15 protein-coding genes are annotated in these 15,312 nt (G+C 43.7%); 12 read left to right on the plus strand and 3 right to left on the minus strand.

Features of this window, described 5'->3' with window-relative positions:
- On the plus strand, nucleotides 1–668 hold a 668-nt coding region (locus EWV66_RS08250), incomplete at its 5' end, for a PglZ domain-containing protein (protein WP_502705670.1).
- 46 nt (nucleotides 669–714) lie between these two features.
- Here EWV66_RS08250 and trmD read toward each other — a convergent pair.
- A complete protein-coding gene (gene trmD, locus EWV66_RS08255) occupies nucleotides 715–1,410 on the minus strand; it encodes a tRNA (guanosine(37)-N1)-methyltransferase TrmD (RefSeq protein WP_052277036.1) in 696 nt (231 codons plus the stop codon).
- Between the two features lie 373 nt (nucleotides 1,411–1,783).
- On the opposite strand from trmD, the gene EWV66_RS08260 reads away from it, so the two are divergent.
- The 3 genes from EWV66_RS08260 to EWV66_RS08270 all read left to right on the plus strand — a co-directional run bounded on the left by EWV66_RS08260 (nucleotide 1,784) and on the right by EWV66_RS08270 (nucleotide 8,062).
- Nucleotides 1,784–2,638, plus strand: a complete 855-nt coding sequence (locus tag EWV66_RS08260) for a cyanophycinase (RefSeq protein ID WP_043995965.1) — start codon at nucleotides 1,784–1,786, stop codon at nucleotides 2,636–2,638.
- 107 nt (nucleotides 2,639–2,745) lie between these two features.
- Nucleotides 2,746–5,379 (plus strand): cyanophycin synthetase, encoded by a 2,634-nt coding sequence (gene cphA, locus EWV66_RS08265; protein ID WP_072923688.1) that lies wholly within the window; start codon nucleotides 2,746–2,748, stop codon nucleotides 5,377–5,379.
- Between the two features lie 31 nt (nucleotides 5,380–5,410).
- Entirely contained in the window at nucleotides 5,411–8,062 is a 2,652-nt protein-coding gene (locus tag EWV66_RS08270) for a DNA methyltransferase (protein ID WP_052277037.1), read from the plus strand.
- Nucleotides 8,063–8,229: 167 nt separating this feature from the next.
- Here EWV66_RS08270 and EWV66_RS08275 read toward each other — a convergent pair whose 3' ends face one another.
- Together EWV66_RS08275 and rpaB are read right to left on the minus strand one after the other, a co-directional pair.
- Nucleotides 8,230–8,871, minus strand: coding sequence for a cofactor assembly of complex C subunit B (locus tag EWV66_RS08275; protein WP_052277038.1), 642 nt, complete (start codon nucleotides 8,869–8,871; stop codon nucleotides 8,230–8,232).
- Nucleotides 8,872–8,880: 9 nt separating this feature from the next.
- Entirely contained in the window at nucleotides 8,881–9,609 is a 729-nt protein-coding gene (gene rpaB / locus EWV66_RS08280) for a response regulator transcription factor RpaB (protein ID WP_002734727.1), read from the minus strand.
- Nucleotides 9,610–9,842: 233 nt separating this feature from the next.
- On the opposite strand from rpaB, the gene radA reads away from it, so the two are divergent.
- From radA to EWV66_RS08320, 8 genes are all read left to right on the plus strand, one after another.
- Complete coding sequence (gene radA, locus EWV66_RS08285; protein WP_052277039.1) at nucleotides 9,843–11,369, plus strand: DNA repair protein RadA; 1,527 nt, start codon at nucleotides 9,843–9,845, stop codon at nucleotides 11,367–11,369.
- Between the two features lie 45 nt (nucleotides 11,370–11,414).
- Nucleotides 11,415–11,516, plus strand: coding sequence for a cytochrome b6-f complex subunit PetL (petL, locus tag EWV66_RS08290; protein ID WP_002752397.1), 102 nt, complete (start codon nucleotides 11,415–11,417; stop codon nucleotides 11,514–11,516).
- 72 nt (nucleotides 11,517–11,588) lie between these two features.
- Nucleotides 11,589–12,044, plus strand: coding sequence for a DUF29 domain-containing protein (locus EWV66_RS08295; RefSeq protein WP_052277040.1), 456 nt, complete (start codon nucleotides 11,589–11,591; stop codon nucleotides 12,042–12,044).
- Nucleotides 12,045–12,055: 11 nt separating this feature from the next.
- Nucleotides 12,056–12,511, plus strand: coding sequence for a DUF29 domain-containing protein (locus EWV66_RS08300; protein WP_052277041.1), 456 nt, complete (start codon nucleotides 12,056–12,058; stop codon nucleotides 12,509–12,511).
- Between the two features lie 11 nt (nucleotides 12,512–12,522).
- On the plus strand, nucleotides 12,523–12,978 hold the full coding sequence (locus tag EWV66_RS08305) for a DUF29 domain-containing protein (protein ID WP_072923694.1): 456 nt from the start codon (nucleotides 12,523–12,525) through the stop codon (nucleotides 12,976–12,978).
- 11 nt (nucleotides 12,979–12,989) lie between these two features.
- Nucleotides 12,990–13,448, plus strand: coding sequence for a DUF29 domain-containing protein (locus EWV66_RS08310; protein WP_052277042.1), 459 nt, complete (start codon nucleotides 12,990–12,992; stop codon nucleotides 13,446–13,448).
- Nucleotides 13,441–14,370: a lysylphosphatidylglycerol synthase transmembrane domain-containing protein gene (locus EWV66_RS08315; RefSeq protein WP_072923696.1), complete on the plus strand. Its 930-nt coding sequence runs from the start codon at nucleotides 13,441–13,443 to the stop codon at nucleotides 14,368–14,370. The genes EWV66_RS08310 and EWV66_RS08315 overlap by 8 nt, the downstream gene beginning before the upstream one ends.
- A 266-nt stretch (nucleotides 14,371–14,636) precedes the next feature.
- On the plus strand, nucleotides 14,637–15,312 hold a 676-nt coding region (locus EWV66_RS08320), incomplete at its 3' end, for a Uma2 family endonuclease (protein ID WP_272079475.1).

Raw genomic sequence — 15,312 nt, forward strand, 5'->3', positions numbered from 1 at the left:
GTCTATCTTTCTCTAAAAAAATGGAGAATCACGTTGGGGCTGTTTGGTATTTTATCCATGACTACAATGCACAGCAAAGCAAAGGATTAAGCCGCCATCACTACTACCGAATCACCACCAAAAAATTTAAAGCACAACAGATCGGTTTAACGGGAGAACTAGAAATCCAAATTCCCAAATCTATTAGTCGTTTACGAATCCAAGGATCGGGAAGTCGTTTTGTTCATGGTGGCGCAAGTTTACAGGAAATTATTATTCCCATTGTTAAAGTTAATAAAAAAAGACGAGGGGATCTTTCTACCGTGGAAGTGGAAATTATTCGTAACTCTACCTCAACCATTACATCAGGGCAACTAGCTGTTACTTTTTATCAACAAAAACCCGTCACCGATAAAGTTCAACCTCGTAGGCTAAAAGCTGGCATCTATACCCCCATAGGAGAGTTAATTTCTGATCTCCACGAACTGACTTTTGATTCCCCATCGGAAAATCCAAGAGAGCGAGAATTTCCAGTAAGATTTATCCTAACCAGTCAAGGGAATAATATCAATAATCAAGAGGTATTATTACGATTAGAAGAAAAACTGACCAATACTTCCCATTTTACAGAATATAAATCTGTTTCCTATCCCATCCGTCGTTCCTTTACCGGTGATTTTGATTTTTAAGTACCCACACCCCACACCCCACACCCCACGGGAGCATTTTTGGCGATTAATCCTGTTCCTCTAGCCATTTTTGCCAGATATCCGGACGACGTTCCTTCGTGCGCTCCAGTTGTTGTTGATAGCGCCAATCGGCGATATCCTGATGATTACCCGATCGCAAAACCGGCGGCACTTGCCAACCGCGAAAGACCGGCGGCCGGGTATATTGGGGATAATCCAATAAACCTGCCTCAAAACTCTCCAATTTCAACGATTCTGCTTTACCTACCGTCCCGGGTAACAACCGCGTCACCCCGTTAATAATGGCTAAAGCCGGGATTTCCCCACAAGTTAGGACAAAATCCCCTAAAGATACCTCTCTAGTCACCAAATGCTCACAAACCCGCTCATCTACTCCTTCATAATGCCCACAGATGAGAATTAACTGCTGATAACTACTGGCCCAGGTTTTCAGTAAAGCTTGATTGAGAGGTTCCCCCTGGGGAGTCATCAGCACGATCTCCCGGGGTGGTAAAATTGCTAAAGACTCGATCGCCTCAAAAATTGGCTCTGGTTTTAATAACATTCCTACACCACCACCGTAGGGTTCATCATCGACACGACGGTGTTTATCATGGGCAAAATCCCGAAGATTGACCAAATTTACCCTAGCGATGTCGCGTTCGAGAGCTTTTGCCAACAACCCCGACTGCAGCGGTGAAGTAAAAAAATCGGGAAAGAGAGTAATAATGTCAAACTGCACGGGGAAAATTAAGGCCTAGACTGGGATAGTGTTTAATGTATCATTTTGTCACGGTTCGATCGGTTAAAATCTTGCTAATTTTGCGCCAGTCTATCTCGATAACATGATAGACTATGCTGTACTGTCTAGGGTTTTTTCTGGCTCTAGCTTGAGTGATCGAAGTCTAGCCTAGACTAAAAGTTAACTAACAGTCCGTCATTGCCAGTGGATCGAAGAAAATTGCTAAAATCGCCTCTACTATTGCTTGATGTCCCGAAAAATATTCCTAAACCGCATTTTTTTCCGTCAACCGCTCAGGGAAAATAACATCAAGATACCTGTACATCTTCCCGAAAAACCTTCCATCCCTAAAAATGTCTATTCGTTCAGTGACATGATCATCGAGCTAGAAACCCAACACCACCAAAATCCTACCCCCGTATCTCTCAAAACGGCGATTTTAGTCATTGGAGGTGCCGAGGATAAAGTCCACGGTAAAGAGATACTGCATACCTTTTGGAATCGCGCTGGGGGTAGCGAAGCAGTGATCGCTATTGTTCCCTCCGCTTCCAGAGAACCAGTTTTAATCGGCGATCGCTATCAGAAGATTTTCGAGGAAATGGGGGCAAAATACGTCAAAGTTATCGATATTCGCGATCGTGTGCAGGGAGAAGATGCCCAATTCCAAGCCTACATCGAAGAGTGTACAGGTGTATTTATGACCGGAGGCGACCAGCTGCGTTTATGCGGTTTGCTCTCCGATACTCCCCTGATGGAAAGAATCAGACAAAGAGTGCAACAGGGAGAACTAACCCTGGCCGGAACTAGCGCCGGGGCCGCCGTTATGGGTCATCACATGATTGCTGGGGGCAGCAGCGGGGAAGCACCCAATCGGGCCCTAGTGGACATGGCCATGGGATTAGGTCTCATTCCTGAAGTTATTGTCGATCAACACTTCCACAATCGCAATCGCATGGCCCGGTTAATGAGCGCTATCTCTGGTTATCCCGAACGTTTAGGAATTGGCATCGATGAGGATACCTGCGCTATGTTTGAACGGGATGGCATGATGACAGTAATCGGCTGCGGTACAGTGACGGTAATTGATGCTAGGGAAATGTCCCACACCAACCACCATCACGTCACCGCAAACGAACCCCTGAGTCTGCATAACCTGCGGGTACATATTCTTGCCTACGGTGATGGCTATCATCTCAAAAAACAGCAAGTGATCCCTAAATTGGCGTAAAAAAACTCCTGAAAAACTGTTCACGATGAACAGTTTACCCATCTCGGAAAACCAGACAATAAAGAACGGCTTCTTTGTGCTTCTCAACAGCGAACACCAGCTACATCATGAAAATTCTCAGAACCCAAACCCTGCGCGGTCCCAACTACTGGAGTATTCGTCGCGACAAGCTCATTGTTATGCGTCTGGATCTCGAAGATCTCGCAGAGAAGCCATCGAATGAAATCCCCGGCTTTTACGAGGGATTAATCGACGTTCTCCCCAGTTTAGTCGAACATTACTGCTCCCCCGGTTATCGCGGCGGTTTCTTTGAACGAGTCCGCACTGGCACTTATATGGGCCATATTATCGAACATATCGCCCTAGAATTGCAGGAATTGGCGGGAACTCCCGTCGGGTTTGGTCGCACTAGAAGCACCTCCACCCCCGGAGTCTATAACGTGGTGTTTGAGTACGTTGACGAGCAAGCGGGACGTTATGCGGGTCGGGCTGCCGTGCGTTTGTGTCAATCGATTGTCGATACGGGAACCTATCCTAAGGAAGAATTGGCCCAGGATTTAGCCGATTTACGCGATTTATGCAATAATGCCTCCCTCGGTCCGAGTACCGAAACTATCGTCAAAGAAGCACAAGCTAGAAATATTCCCTGGTTACTCCTGAGCGCTCGTGCCATGGTGCAATTGGGCTATGGTGTTCACCAAAAGCGCATTCAAGCCACTTTAAGCAGTTTTTCGGGGATTTTAGCCGTTGAGTTGGCCTGTGACAAGGAAGGCACGAAAACTATCCTCAAGGATGGTGGGATTCCCGTCCCCCGGGGTACGGTGATTCAATACTTGGATGAGTTGTCAGCGGCAATCGAGGAAGTGGGAGGATTTCCCATCGTGATTAAACCCCTCGATGGCAACCACGGCCGGGGCATCAGCATCGATGTTAAAACTCAACAGGAAGCAGAGGAAGCCTATGATCTAGCCAGTGCCGCCTCGAAAACCCGCAGCGTGATCGTAGAAAGGTACTATAAAGGCAGTGATCACCGAATTTTAGTCATAAACGGCAAAGTCGCCGCCGTGGCCGAACGGATTCCCGCTCACGTCGTCGGTGATGGGCGCTCAACTATAGAAGAATTAATCGAAATTACTAATCAAGATCCCAACCGGGGTGACGGTCATGCCAACGTTTTAACTAAAATAACTATTGACAAAACCGCCCTTAATGTGCTAGAGAAACAGGGCTATGAATTAACCAGCATTTTAGCCCAGGGAGAGATCGCCTATCTGCGGGCCACGGCTAATTTAAGCACCGGCGGCATCGCCGTGGATCGTACCGACGAAATTCACCCCGAAAACGTCTGGATCGCCCAAAGAGTGGCAAAATTAATCGGTTTGGACATTGCCGGGATCGATGTGGTCACAGAGGATATCCGCAAACCCCTGAAAGAAGTGGACGGGGTAATCGTAGAAGTCAACGCCGCCCCCGGTTTTCGGATGCACGTCGCCCCCAGTCGCGGTTTACCCCGCAATATCGCCGCTCCAGTTATCGATATGTTATTCCCCCCCGGGACTCCCAGTCGCGTGCCAATTCTGGCAATTACGGGAACTAACGGCAAAACCACCACTAGCCGCTTAATCTCTCATATTTGCCGGCAAACGGGGAAAGTAGTCGGATTTACCACGACGGACGGCGTATATATCGATGATTATCTGGTAGAAAAGGGCGATAACACCGGTCCCTACAGTGCCAGTATGATTTTGAAGGATCCCACAGTAGAGATTGCTGTGTTGGAAACGGCCCGGGGTGGTATCCTGCGATCGGGTTTAGCCTTTAATCAGTGCGATGTGGGGGTGGTGTTAAATGTGGCCGCCGACCATTTGGGTATCGGTGATATCGACACCATCGAACAAATGGCGAAGGTAAAAAGCGTTGTGGCCGAGGTGGTTAGCGCCGAGGGTTACGCGGTTTTAAATGCCGATGACCCCTTGACCGTTAGTATGGCCGAAAAAGTCAAGGGAAGAGTCGCTTATTTTTCCATGAGTCCCGATAACCCGATTATTCACGACCATATCCGTCGCGGTGGCATGGCCGCCATTTATGAGAATGGCTATCTGTCGATTCTAGAGGGAGAATGGACGCTGAGAATCGAGGAAGCAGTCAATATTCCCGTGACTATGCAGGGAATGGCTCCTTTTATGATTGCTAACGCCTTGGCCGCCTGTTTAGCCACTTTTGTGCAGGGTATCGATATCGAGTTAATTCGCCAAGGGGTGCGGACTTTTAAACCTTCCGTGGCCCAGACCCCCGGCAGGATGAACCTGTTTGACTTGGGACACCATCACGCTTTAATCGATTATGCCCATAATCCCGCCGGATACGAAGCCGTCGGCGGTTTTGTCGGCAATTGGTCCGGGGAAAAAGTCGGCGTGGTTGGGGGACCGGGCGATCGACGTGATGATGATTTAATTTTACTAGGGAAATTATCGGCCCAAATGTTCGATCGAATTATTGTTAAGGAAGATAACGATACTCGCGGTCGCCGCCGGGGGGAAGTGGCCGATTTAATTCTCCGGGGAATTAGCCAAGAAAATCCCAGTTTGCGGCCAGAAGTTATTCTCGATGAAACGGAAGCTTTAGAGAAGGCTTTAAGCACGGTTTCTGAGGGTGGTTTAGTGGTAATTTTCCCCGAAAGTGTCACCCAGGCGATCGATTTGATCGAAAAACATCGACCCCTGACCGATAATCAGGGTTAGAAGTTAGGAAAAATAGCTAGAAAATAAAGTAGTGCCAATTGTTACTGAGTACGATGGTTTAATCAAAATCAGCCGAAATCCCTATTATGAGACTCGGCTCGGTTCCGCTTATTTGGGTAATAGCCTGACACTGATGGGGAAGTTGCCGGATGAGAGTGTCGATTTGATTTGTACTTCCCCACCTTTTGCCTTAGTAAGAAAAAAAGAATATGGCAATGTGGACGCTGATGATTATGTTGAATGGTTTAAAATATTTGCTGGTGAATTTTATCGTATTCTCAAGCCCAAAGGCTCCCTAGTTATAGATATTGGTGGTAGTTGGCTTAAAGGTTTTCCCGTACGTTCTCTGTATCATTTCGAGTTAGTTATAGAACTTTGTAAACCGAGATTAGCAGGTGGACTAGGTTTTTTTCTCGCCCAAGAACTTTTTTGGTATAATCCAGCCAAACTTCCTACCCCCGCAGAATGGGTGACAGTCAGGAGGGAACGCGTCAAGGATGCTGTCAATACCGTTTGGTGGTTATCGAAGGAGCCGCACCCGAAAGCAAACAACAAGAGAGTTTTACGGCCTTATAGCGAGGCAATGAAAAACCTGATTAAAAATGGCTATGAGGCAAAACTGCGTCCGTCAGGACATGATATTTCTACTAAATTTCAGAATGACCGAGGAGGAGCTATTCCCCCAAATATTATTACTGATTCTATTCAGGAAAGAGGCGCGTCTATAGGTAGTCCAGTCCTGGGAGAGTTCAACTGGATTTTAGAGAATGATTTAGGGCAGCCAGTAAATGTTATATCTGCTTCTAACACGGCATCTAATGATTACTATCAAAGAAGATGTAAGGAAGAAGGGGTGAAACCCCATCCTGCTAGATTTCCGCAAGCTTTACCCGAATTTGTTATTAGTCTCTGTACTGAGCCTGGTGATTTAGTTCTCGATCCTTTTGCTGGTTCAAACATGACAGGACGAGTCGCTGAAACCCTTGAGCGTCGTTGGTTAGCGTTTGAATTAAATGAAGATTATATGATAGCGTCGCAGTTTCGATTTGAACAAGATGCTCCTTTGGTCGTGGCTCCTATAAAGGATAGAAAAACTCTGAAAGCACGAGCCTTAGAACTGGCTAAGGATTGTTCTGACAAAAGCTTGACCATGGCTCCTCAAAAACCTTTTGTTCAGTTAGATTTGTTTCCTGCAAGCGATGATAGTATGACAGACAAAAAAATCATCAGATTTACCTACGGCGACCAGTTTTCTCCTAAGCAATTTCAAGTATCTGAATTAGTACAACTTTGTTCTGATTGTCTTCCTGATCGTCGGGTGCTTCAGGATGAGATTGCTAAACGTTATTATGCTGGCCATTCCAGCCAAAACGATCTACAGAAAGGAGAGAATCGTGGCAAACTTGCCATGAATACATTTCTTTCCCTTCGTGCTTATAAGTTGGTTGAATCAATTGATGGTGATGATTGGCAGTATCGACTCACGGATATCGCTAATGAAATATTAGACAATCAACAAGATACTGAGACAGTTTTCTCAATTTTTGCTCGCCATATTCTTGTTAACCTAACTGGAATGTCCCTAATAAAAGCGATAGAAGCAATTAATAGCAGGGGAGATAAACCCCAGCTAGAAATCATCGCTTACGAACTTCAAGAAATGGGGTATTCACTCTCGACCAATTGTACTTATGTTAGTACCATGAGACAATGGTTACAAGAAGCTAAAGTCCTGGAGAAAAGTTATGAGATTAACTGGGATCGAGTCTATGATCTATTGGAACTCGATCAAGACTATATTGACGAGCTTTATACTCTTAGTTCCGAACAAAAATATTTTTTACTGGCTATGCTTCAGATGGCGATTACTGAGCTAACCGAGTGGAATAAAATTACCAGATACGCCACCAGTGTTTATAAAATACGATTCCCCTCGAAATCTTTTGTTCAGGATATTATTCAACCTTTAGTAAAAGTCGGCTTAATTGCAACTGAGAAAACGACTGGTGGACGAGGAGCGAAACCTAATCTTGTCAAGCTTACCGAGAAATCACAGATGGAACTGTTATCTAGATTATTACAATCTATATCCGATATTACAGAAATCTCCCAAACCGAGCTAAATCGAAGTTTTGAAGATGTTGTTAATGACCTAGATAATCCCGACAAACATATTAAAGGTAAAGCTCTTGAACTGCTGGCGATTTGGATGATTCGTCTAACCAGTCTTAGATTCACAAAATGGCGGAAAAGAGACTATGAAACTGGACAGGGTGAAGTAGATGTTCTGGCAGCATCAGACCGCTTTGTTTATCATCGTTGGCAAATTCAGTGTAAAAATACAAAGCGAGTAGATGTAGAAGTATTAGCCAAAGAAGTTGGTATGACCTTCGTAACAGGGTCTGACGTAGTTATGATTGTGACTACTGGTGAATTTACTAGAGACGCTTTTCAGTATGCTTATCGAATGATGGAAGTATCGAGATACTATATGGTGTTGATACAAAAAGAAGACATTGATGCAATTAAACAAGATAGAACCAATATTATCAAAATTCTTGATCGTCGTGCAAGGCGTGTGTTCGCCAAGAAAGAGTTGGGCTTAACTGATGATACAATTGATGAGATAGAAATTGAAGATAATTCACTGGCAGAGTCATTGGAAGTCTCCGGAGAGGAATAAAATTCCAGAAAATATTCAGCTTGGCATCAGTTAACGATTTTTAAAAGCTTCGATCGCCGCCGGCAAAGTATAGCTATCTCACCATTGAGATAACTGCTGTAGCTACAGGTCGATCGCTAACTGTTTACTCTCATCTTAACCAAATTCTTAAATCTTACTGAAATCGTCTAAAACTGACTGAAAGTGTCGGCTAATTTATCAGCAATTCCCTCGATCCAAATTTCATCTTGTTTAGTATAACTGCGCGGCGCATTGGCGGCCAAAATTAACACCCCTTCCTTACCGATGGGTTGACAGATTAAGCCTTGGGTGTTTTCTGGCAAATAGTCAAACTCGATTTTAGCGGGATATAAATTTAAATTAACTAAATAAACGGCTTTACCGGTTTCTAAAACTCTTTTGATAATATTACTAACTTTAACTTCAGAATTCTGGCTTAAGATACCGCGACGTAATAAAACTTTTCCCTGATAATAAACGATCAGAGATTTTGTCACGGTGTTAGTTAAAAGTAAATGGGAAGCCCAAGCAAGCTCAATTTTAACCTGTTCTGGCAAATCTGGGGCAAATTCCAGACCTTCGCGCCCGATTAATTCCACAGCATCCGGTAAGCGGGGTTGAACTCTTTGCCAGATTAAACCCACCAAAATTAAAACCCCACTCAAAATCACTCCCATCACATCCGAACGCGCTTGCGATGGGGTTAAATCGGCAGTGGCAAAACGATTAAACATTAATACCGTACCCCCGACGATGCCGGCGAACAGGGGTAACAGTCTTAAAATACGATTGGGATCAGCTGGTGCCATAGCTGAGAACTATTCCTCGTCTAGTTCTAAAATCCGCTGGAAAAGATAGCCTGTACCTCTAGCGGTGAGAATTAACTCAGGATTGCTGGGATCATCCTCTAATTTGGCTCGTAAACGGGAAATATGCACATCTACCACCCGCGTATCCACATGACGTTCGGGGGTATAACCCCAAACTTCCTGAAGGATTTCCGAGCGGGAAAAAGCTTCTCCCGATCGACTGACCAATAATTCCAGTAAACTAAATTCCATACCAGTCAGACGGATGCGTTCATCCCCCTTATAAACTTGGCGTTTATTGGTATCGATTTTAATGGAACCAATATGAATCACACCGGAACTAGGAATCCCCGGAGCGCCATTTTTCTCTACCCGACGCAACACCGAACGAATCCGCGCCTCGAGTTCTTTGGGAGAAAAAGGTTTAACTACATAGTCATCCGCGCCCAATTCTAGCCCGGTAATTCGATCGGCCACATCGCCCAAAGCGGTTAACATAATGATAGGAATATCCGATTCTTTGCGGAGTTCCTGACAGACACCGTAACCGTCTAATTTCGGCATCATCACATCCAAAACCACTAAATCGGGTTCGGCGGTGCGGAAGGTTTCTAAAGCTTCCTCTCCGTCGGCGGCGGTGACGACTTCATAACCAATCATCGACAAACGAGTCTCTAAGATACGACGGATGCTGGCTTCATCATCAACAACGAGAATTTTTTCCTTTTGGTTCTCCAACTGAATTAACACTCCTTAGTTAAATAGTGTGATGAATTTTAAAGTTAAATAACGAGCGTTCCTGTTTATAGAATATCCTTTGGCCGTTATCATTAAGCCTAAATTTCCTATTTTATTTCTTTTATGACAATTATCAATAACTTTAGGGTCTTCCTTCCCCCCTATCATACTTAATTAAATTTGACAAGAGAATTGATCCTCAAACCGCTTTTCTTCAACTTTTCTTAAAAAACATGGCGAAATCGCGAACAATATATATCTGTAGCGCTTGTGGGGCGGAATCTCCCCAATGGTTGGGAAAATGCCCCAGTTGTGACACCTACGGGACGCTAGAAGAACAAGTGATGGCTGGTGGCAATAATCCGGCGGGAAATCGCCCAGGATGGCAAAATAGTCGCCCAAATAACGGCAAAGGACAACGCAACCCGCAACCGCGCATCTCGGTGCGCTTCTCGGAAATTACCCAGTATGAACAGGAACGTTTTCCCTCTGGTTACGGGGAATTCGATCGCGTTCTCGGTGGTGGCATTGTTCCCGGTTCTCTTGTACTAATCGGCGGCGATCCGGGTATCGGCAAATCGACGCTTTTACTGCAAGTTACCAACCAACTCGCCCAAAGATTACCGCGCATCCTCTACGTTTCCGCCGAAGAATCGGGACAACAGATTAAACTGCGGGCTGCCCGTTTGGGGGTGGGAGTGGTTCCCGTGGAGTCGGAAAATAACGGCAATGGCAAGGAGAACAAAGCCTCTGAATCAACCGCAGAACTCGATAATCATCTCTACGTTTTGCCAGAAACCGATTTAGAGGAAATTTTGCGGGAATTAGAATCTCTACGCCCACAGGTGGCGGTAATTGACAGTATTCAAACTCTTTATTTTGGCGCGTTAACTTCCGCACCGGGATCCGTCGCCCAAGTTCGCGAATGTACCTCCGCCTTGATGCAGGTAGCAAAACGGGAGAATATTACTTTATTAATTGTCGGTCATGTGACTAAAGAAGGGGCGATCGCAGGTCCGCGAGTTTTGGAACATTTGGTCGATACGGTGTTATATTTTGAAGGCGATCGCTATGCCTCCCATCGTCTCTTAAGATCCGTGAAAAACCGTTTTGGGGCAACCCATGAGATCGGTATTTTCGAGATGGTGGACCACGGTTTGGTGGAAGTGGAAAACCCCTCAGAATTATTTTTAGGCAATCGCGACGAATTTTCCCCAGGTACGGCGACGGTGGTAGCCTGTGAAGGTACACGCCCGATTGTGGTGGAGTTACAGGCATTAGTTAGCCCTACCAGCTATGCTTCCCCGCGAAGATCGACTACTGGCATAGAATACAACCGATTACAGCAAATTCTCGCCGTTTTAGAAAAGCGCGTCGGCATTCCTTTATCGAAATTAGATGCCTATGTTGCCTCCGCAGGAGGGTTGGGAGTGGAAGAACCGGCGGCGGATCTGGGAGTTGCGATCGCTGTTGTCGCTAGTTTTCGCGATCGAGTCGTGGATCCGCGCACAGTCTTAATCGGGGAAGTGGGATTAGGCGGACAAGTGCGCTTAGTGTCGCAAATGGAACTAAGATTAAAAGAAGCGGCTAAATTGGGCTTTAAACGGGCGATTGTCCCTAGAGGTCAAGTTTATCCCGAAGATGTGGGCTTAGAAATTGTTCCAGTCGGCAAGGTAATCGAGGCAATTGTCGCCGCAATCCCCCCCCAGCAGCGCTTTGGGGAAGATATAGAAGACGAGGAAGGGGAAGGGCAAGAATAACGGTACAATGCTAAAAAAGATTAAATTACTTGGGAGATTTTCACCATGTCTGTGTTAGCTGTTGCTGCTTTAGCGGGTTATCTGATCGTTTTTACCGGAATTGCCCTCGGTCTCTTTTTCGGTCTGCGCTCCGCTAAAATTATCTAGTATATAAACAGGAAAAAAGCTTTAGTGATCGGTTTAACTGGTCACTATTGCCAATTCTAGGGGAAATAAAAAATGACTGTTATTCTAGACTTAAAAACTCTCTACGAAATTGATGATTCTCTCTGGTTAGAAGAAACTATCGAACTGCTCAAGGCTAAAAATTTTGAAGCGCTAGACTTAGAAAACTTGCTCGAGGAGTTAGAAGACTTGGGGAACGAAAAAAGGTTTCGTGTTGCTAGTTTTTTACAGCAAATTATTAGACATTGTTTATTATTACAATTTTGGATAAGCGAGAGAGATTATAATCAGGCTCATTGGCAAGCAGAGATAGTTAGTTTTAAAGATCAACTAAAACGTTATTTAACCACAAATCTTCGTAAATATCTAGAACAGGAATTTGAGCAAATTTACTTTGAGTCCGTGCGATATGTTCGTCAAAAAACCGATAATAAAGTCAACTTTCCCGATACTTGTCCCTACAGTTTAGAAGAACTTCTCGATCCTAATTGGCTACCACCTTACGAATAAAGGAGACGATAATGACTGTTATTCCCGACTTAAAAACTCTCTACGAAATTGATGATTCTCTCTGGTTAGCAGAAACTATAGAACTGCTCAAGGCTAAAAATTTTGACGCTTTAGATTTAGACAATTTAATCGAGGAGTTAGAAGATTTGGGAAACGAAAAAAAGTTTCGTGTTGCCAGTTTATTAGAGCAAATTATTAGACATTGTTTATTATTACAATTGTGGACAGGTGAACGAGAATATAATCAGGATCACTGGGAGTTAGAAATAGTCAACTTTCAAATTCAGCTAAAAAGAGGCTTAACCACCAATCTCCGTAATTATTTACAAAATGAATTAACTAACATTTATGAAGATGCAGTTTTCTTTGTGCGGAAAAAGACAAAGAATAAAGTTATTTTACCTGATACTTGTCCCTACAGTTTAGAAGAACTTCTCGATCCCAATTGGCTACCACCATACGAATAAAGGAGATGATAATGACTGTTATTCCCGACTTAAAAACTCTCTACGAGATTGATGATTCCCTCTGGTTGGAAGAAACTATCGAACTCTTAAAAGCGAAGAGATTTGACGCTTTAGATTTAGATAATTTAATCGAGGAGTTAGAAGATTTGGGTAACGAAAAAAAGTTTCGGGTTGCTAGTTTTTTGCAGCAAATTATTCGTCATGCTTTGTTACTGCAATTTTGGACAGGGGAAAGAGAATATAATCAAAGTCATTGGGAATCAGAACTGGTAAATTTTCAAGATCAATTAAATACCTACCTAACGGCAAGTTTACGGAAATATTTAGAACAAGAATTTGATAATATTTATTATAAGGCAATCCGTTATGTGAGAAAAAAGACAACAAATCAAGTTACTTTCCCTAATACTTGTCCCTACAGTTTAGAAGAACTTCTCGATCCTAATTGGCTACCACCTTACGAATAAAGGAGACGATAATGACTGTTATTCCCGACTTAAAAACTCTCTACGAGATTGACGATTCTCTCTGGTTAGAAGAAACCATTGAACTCTTGAAGAATAAAAAATATGAAGCTTTAGACTTAGAAAACTTAATCGAGGAGTTAGAAGACTTGGGAAACGAGAAGAAGTTTCGTGTTGCTAGTTTTTTACAGCAAATTATCAGACATTGTTTATTATTACAATTTTGGACAGTCAAGAGAAAATATAATCGTAGTCATTGGCGCTCAGAAATTGTCAATTTCAAAAACCAGATCGATACTTATTTAACTAATAATCTCCGTAATTATCTCACTCAAGAATTACCTCGTATTTACCAGAAAGCCTTAAATTATGTTAGAGAAAAAACCGATAATCAAGTTAGTTTTCCTGGGGAATGTCCCTACAGTTTAGAAAATCTCCTTGATCTCGATTGGTTCCCTCCGGAAAATGAATAAAGGAAAAAACGAAATGCTGAAAAAGTTTCTACGTTGGCTGATTATTGGGGGAACCTTATTTTTTGTTCTCAGTAACCTTAAAAATAACTGGGATAACGTCACCTCAGTTAGAATTGAAAATCATGGCTGGTTATTTCTTTTCTTGGCACTTGTAACCACAGTTATCGCTCAAATTTGGGCAGGATGGGTGTGGACATGGATACTCAAAAGCTATCAACAACCGATTAAAACCTCCACAGGAATTGGGATCTATATGATTACCAATTTAGGAAAATACCTACCCGGTAATATCGGACACTTTTATGCTCGCATTGTGGCAATTAATAAAGCAGGAAGTGATTGGGGAACCGCTAGTTTAAGCGTTTTATTAGAACTTTTATTACTGGTGTGTGCAGCCTTAGCCATAGCAGTTATTGGTAGTGGTTTAGGTTGGATGAAATCTAGCTCAAGTCTAGGGATACAGATATTAGTTTTAGGATTAATTTTAATCGGCATTCATCCCAAATTTTTAAATTATCCTCTCAAAATCCTTAGCCAAAAGAAAAAGATTGCTCAAGAACCTGTTTATCTAACTAAATATCCTCTCGTCCCTCTCTTGGGTGAAACTGGATTTTTATTGTGGCGCGGTGCGGGTTTTATTTTAGCTTGGATGGTGTTAAAAATGATCACACCCGCTCAGATTTTACCCCTCTTAGGAACCTTTAGTTTTGCCTGGTTATTGGGTTTAGTTGTCCCCGGAGCGCCGGGGGGATTAGGAGTTTTTGAAGCCACAGTGATCGCACTTTTAGACACAGAAAAATTTCCCGCCGCTAACGTACTTGTCACCGTTGCTATCTATCGTTTAATTAGCATTCTCTCCGAAGTCATTGCCGCCGGAATCGGGACAAAATTAGTTAAAGATAAAGCCAAGTTTTTTAGTTAGCTTAAGAATATTATTCGGGTGTGTTAGCCCAATGTAACGCACCCAGAAGAAAAGTTTTGATCATTGTTAAGCGAAGATAATTTTCTCAACTCCTATCTATCTCCTGACTTGAAAGAGGGTGTGGGGTGTGGGGTGTAGGGAAGGAAACCTCTTTCATCTGTGGGGGTGAAAAATTTTTCATCGGGACTGACTCCTAAATTCTGATGTAATATTAGGATCAATAATCAGCAAAAATATGGATACTCCCACCTAGAGAGGCCGAAAAAATGACGATTGCCAAAAGCGACGAAACTGCCACCTCTCCGGCACTGATAGAAGAAGATTTCGAGGACTTCTGGGAACCCCCCCCACCCCCCACAGACTTAATTTTTGATGATGGTGAACCCTTGGAAAGCAACCGACACCGCATTGCCATGAATGTCCTGATTCGCTCCCTACAGCAGGGTTATGGCGAACGAGACGACTTCTACACTGGTGGCAATATGTTTATTTATTTCAGCCGCGAACAGGCGAAAAATCGCGATTTTCGCGGGCCAGATTTCTTTGCTGTCCTCAATGTCGATGGTACGAGAGAGCGACAGGGTTGGGTAATTTGGGAAGAAGAGGGACGTTATCCTGATGTTATCGTGGAATTAACCTCTCCTAGTACCGCTAAGACTGATAAAGTGCGAAAAAAGGCAATTTATGAGGGAACCTTCCGCACGCCGGATTATTTCATCTACGATCCTTTTGATGGCAATTCTTTACAAGGATGGCATTTAGGGGCCGACCAACGTTACCATTCTTTAGAACGAAACGAGCGCGGCTGGTTATGGTGCGAAACCTTAGGCTATTGGTTGGGAACTTGGGAGGGTACTATTGACCGAGAAACGGCAATCTGGGCCAGATTTTATGACTCGGAAGGCAATTTAATCCCCTTGCCAGAAGAAGCAGCACAGGAGC

Source organism: Microcystis sp. M_OC_Ca_00000000_C217Col, assembly GCF_007095585.1.
Taxonomy (GTDB): Bacteria; Cyanobacteriota; Cyanobacteriia; order Cyanobacteriales; family Microcystaceae; genus Microcystis; species Microcystis panniformis.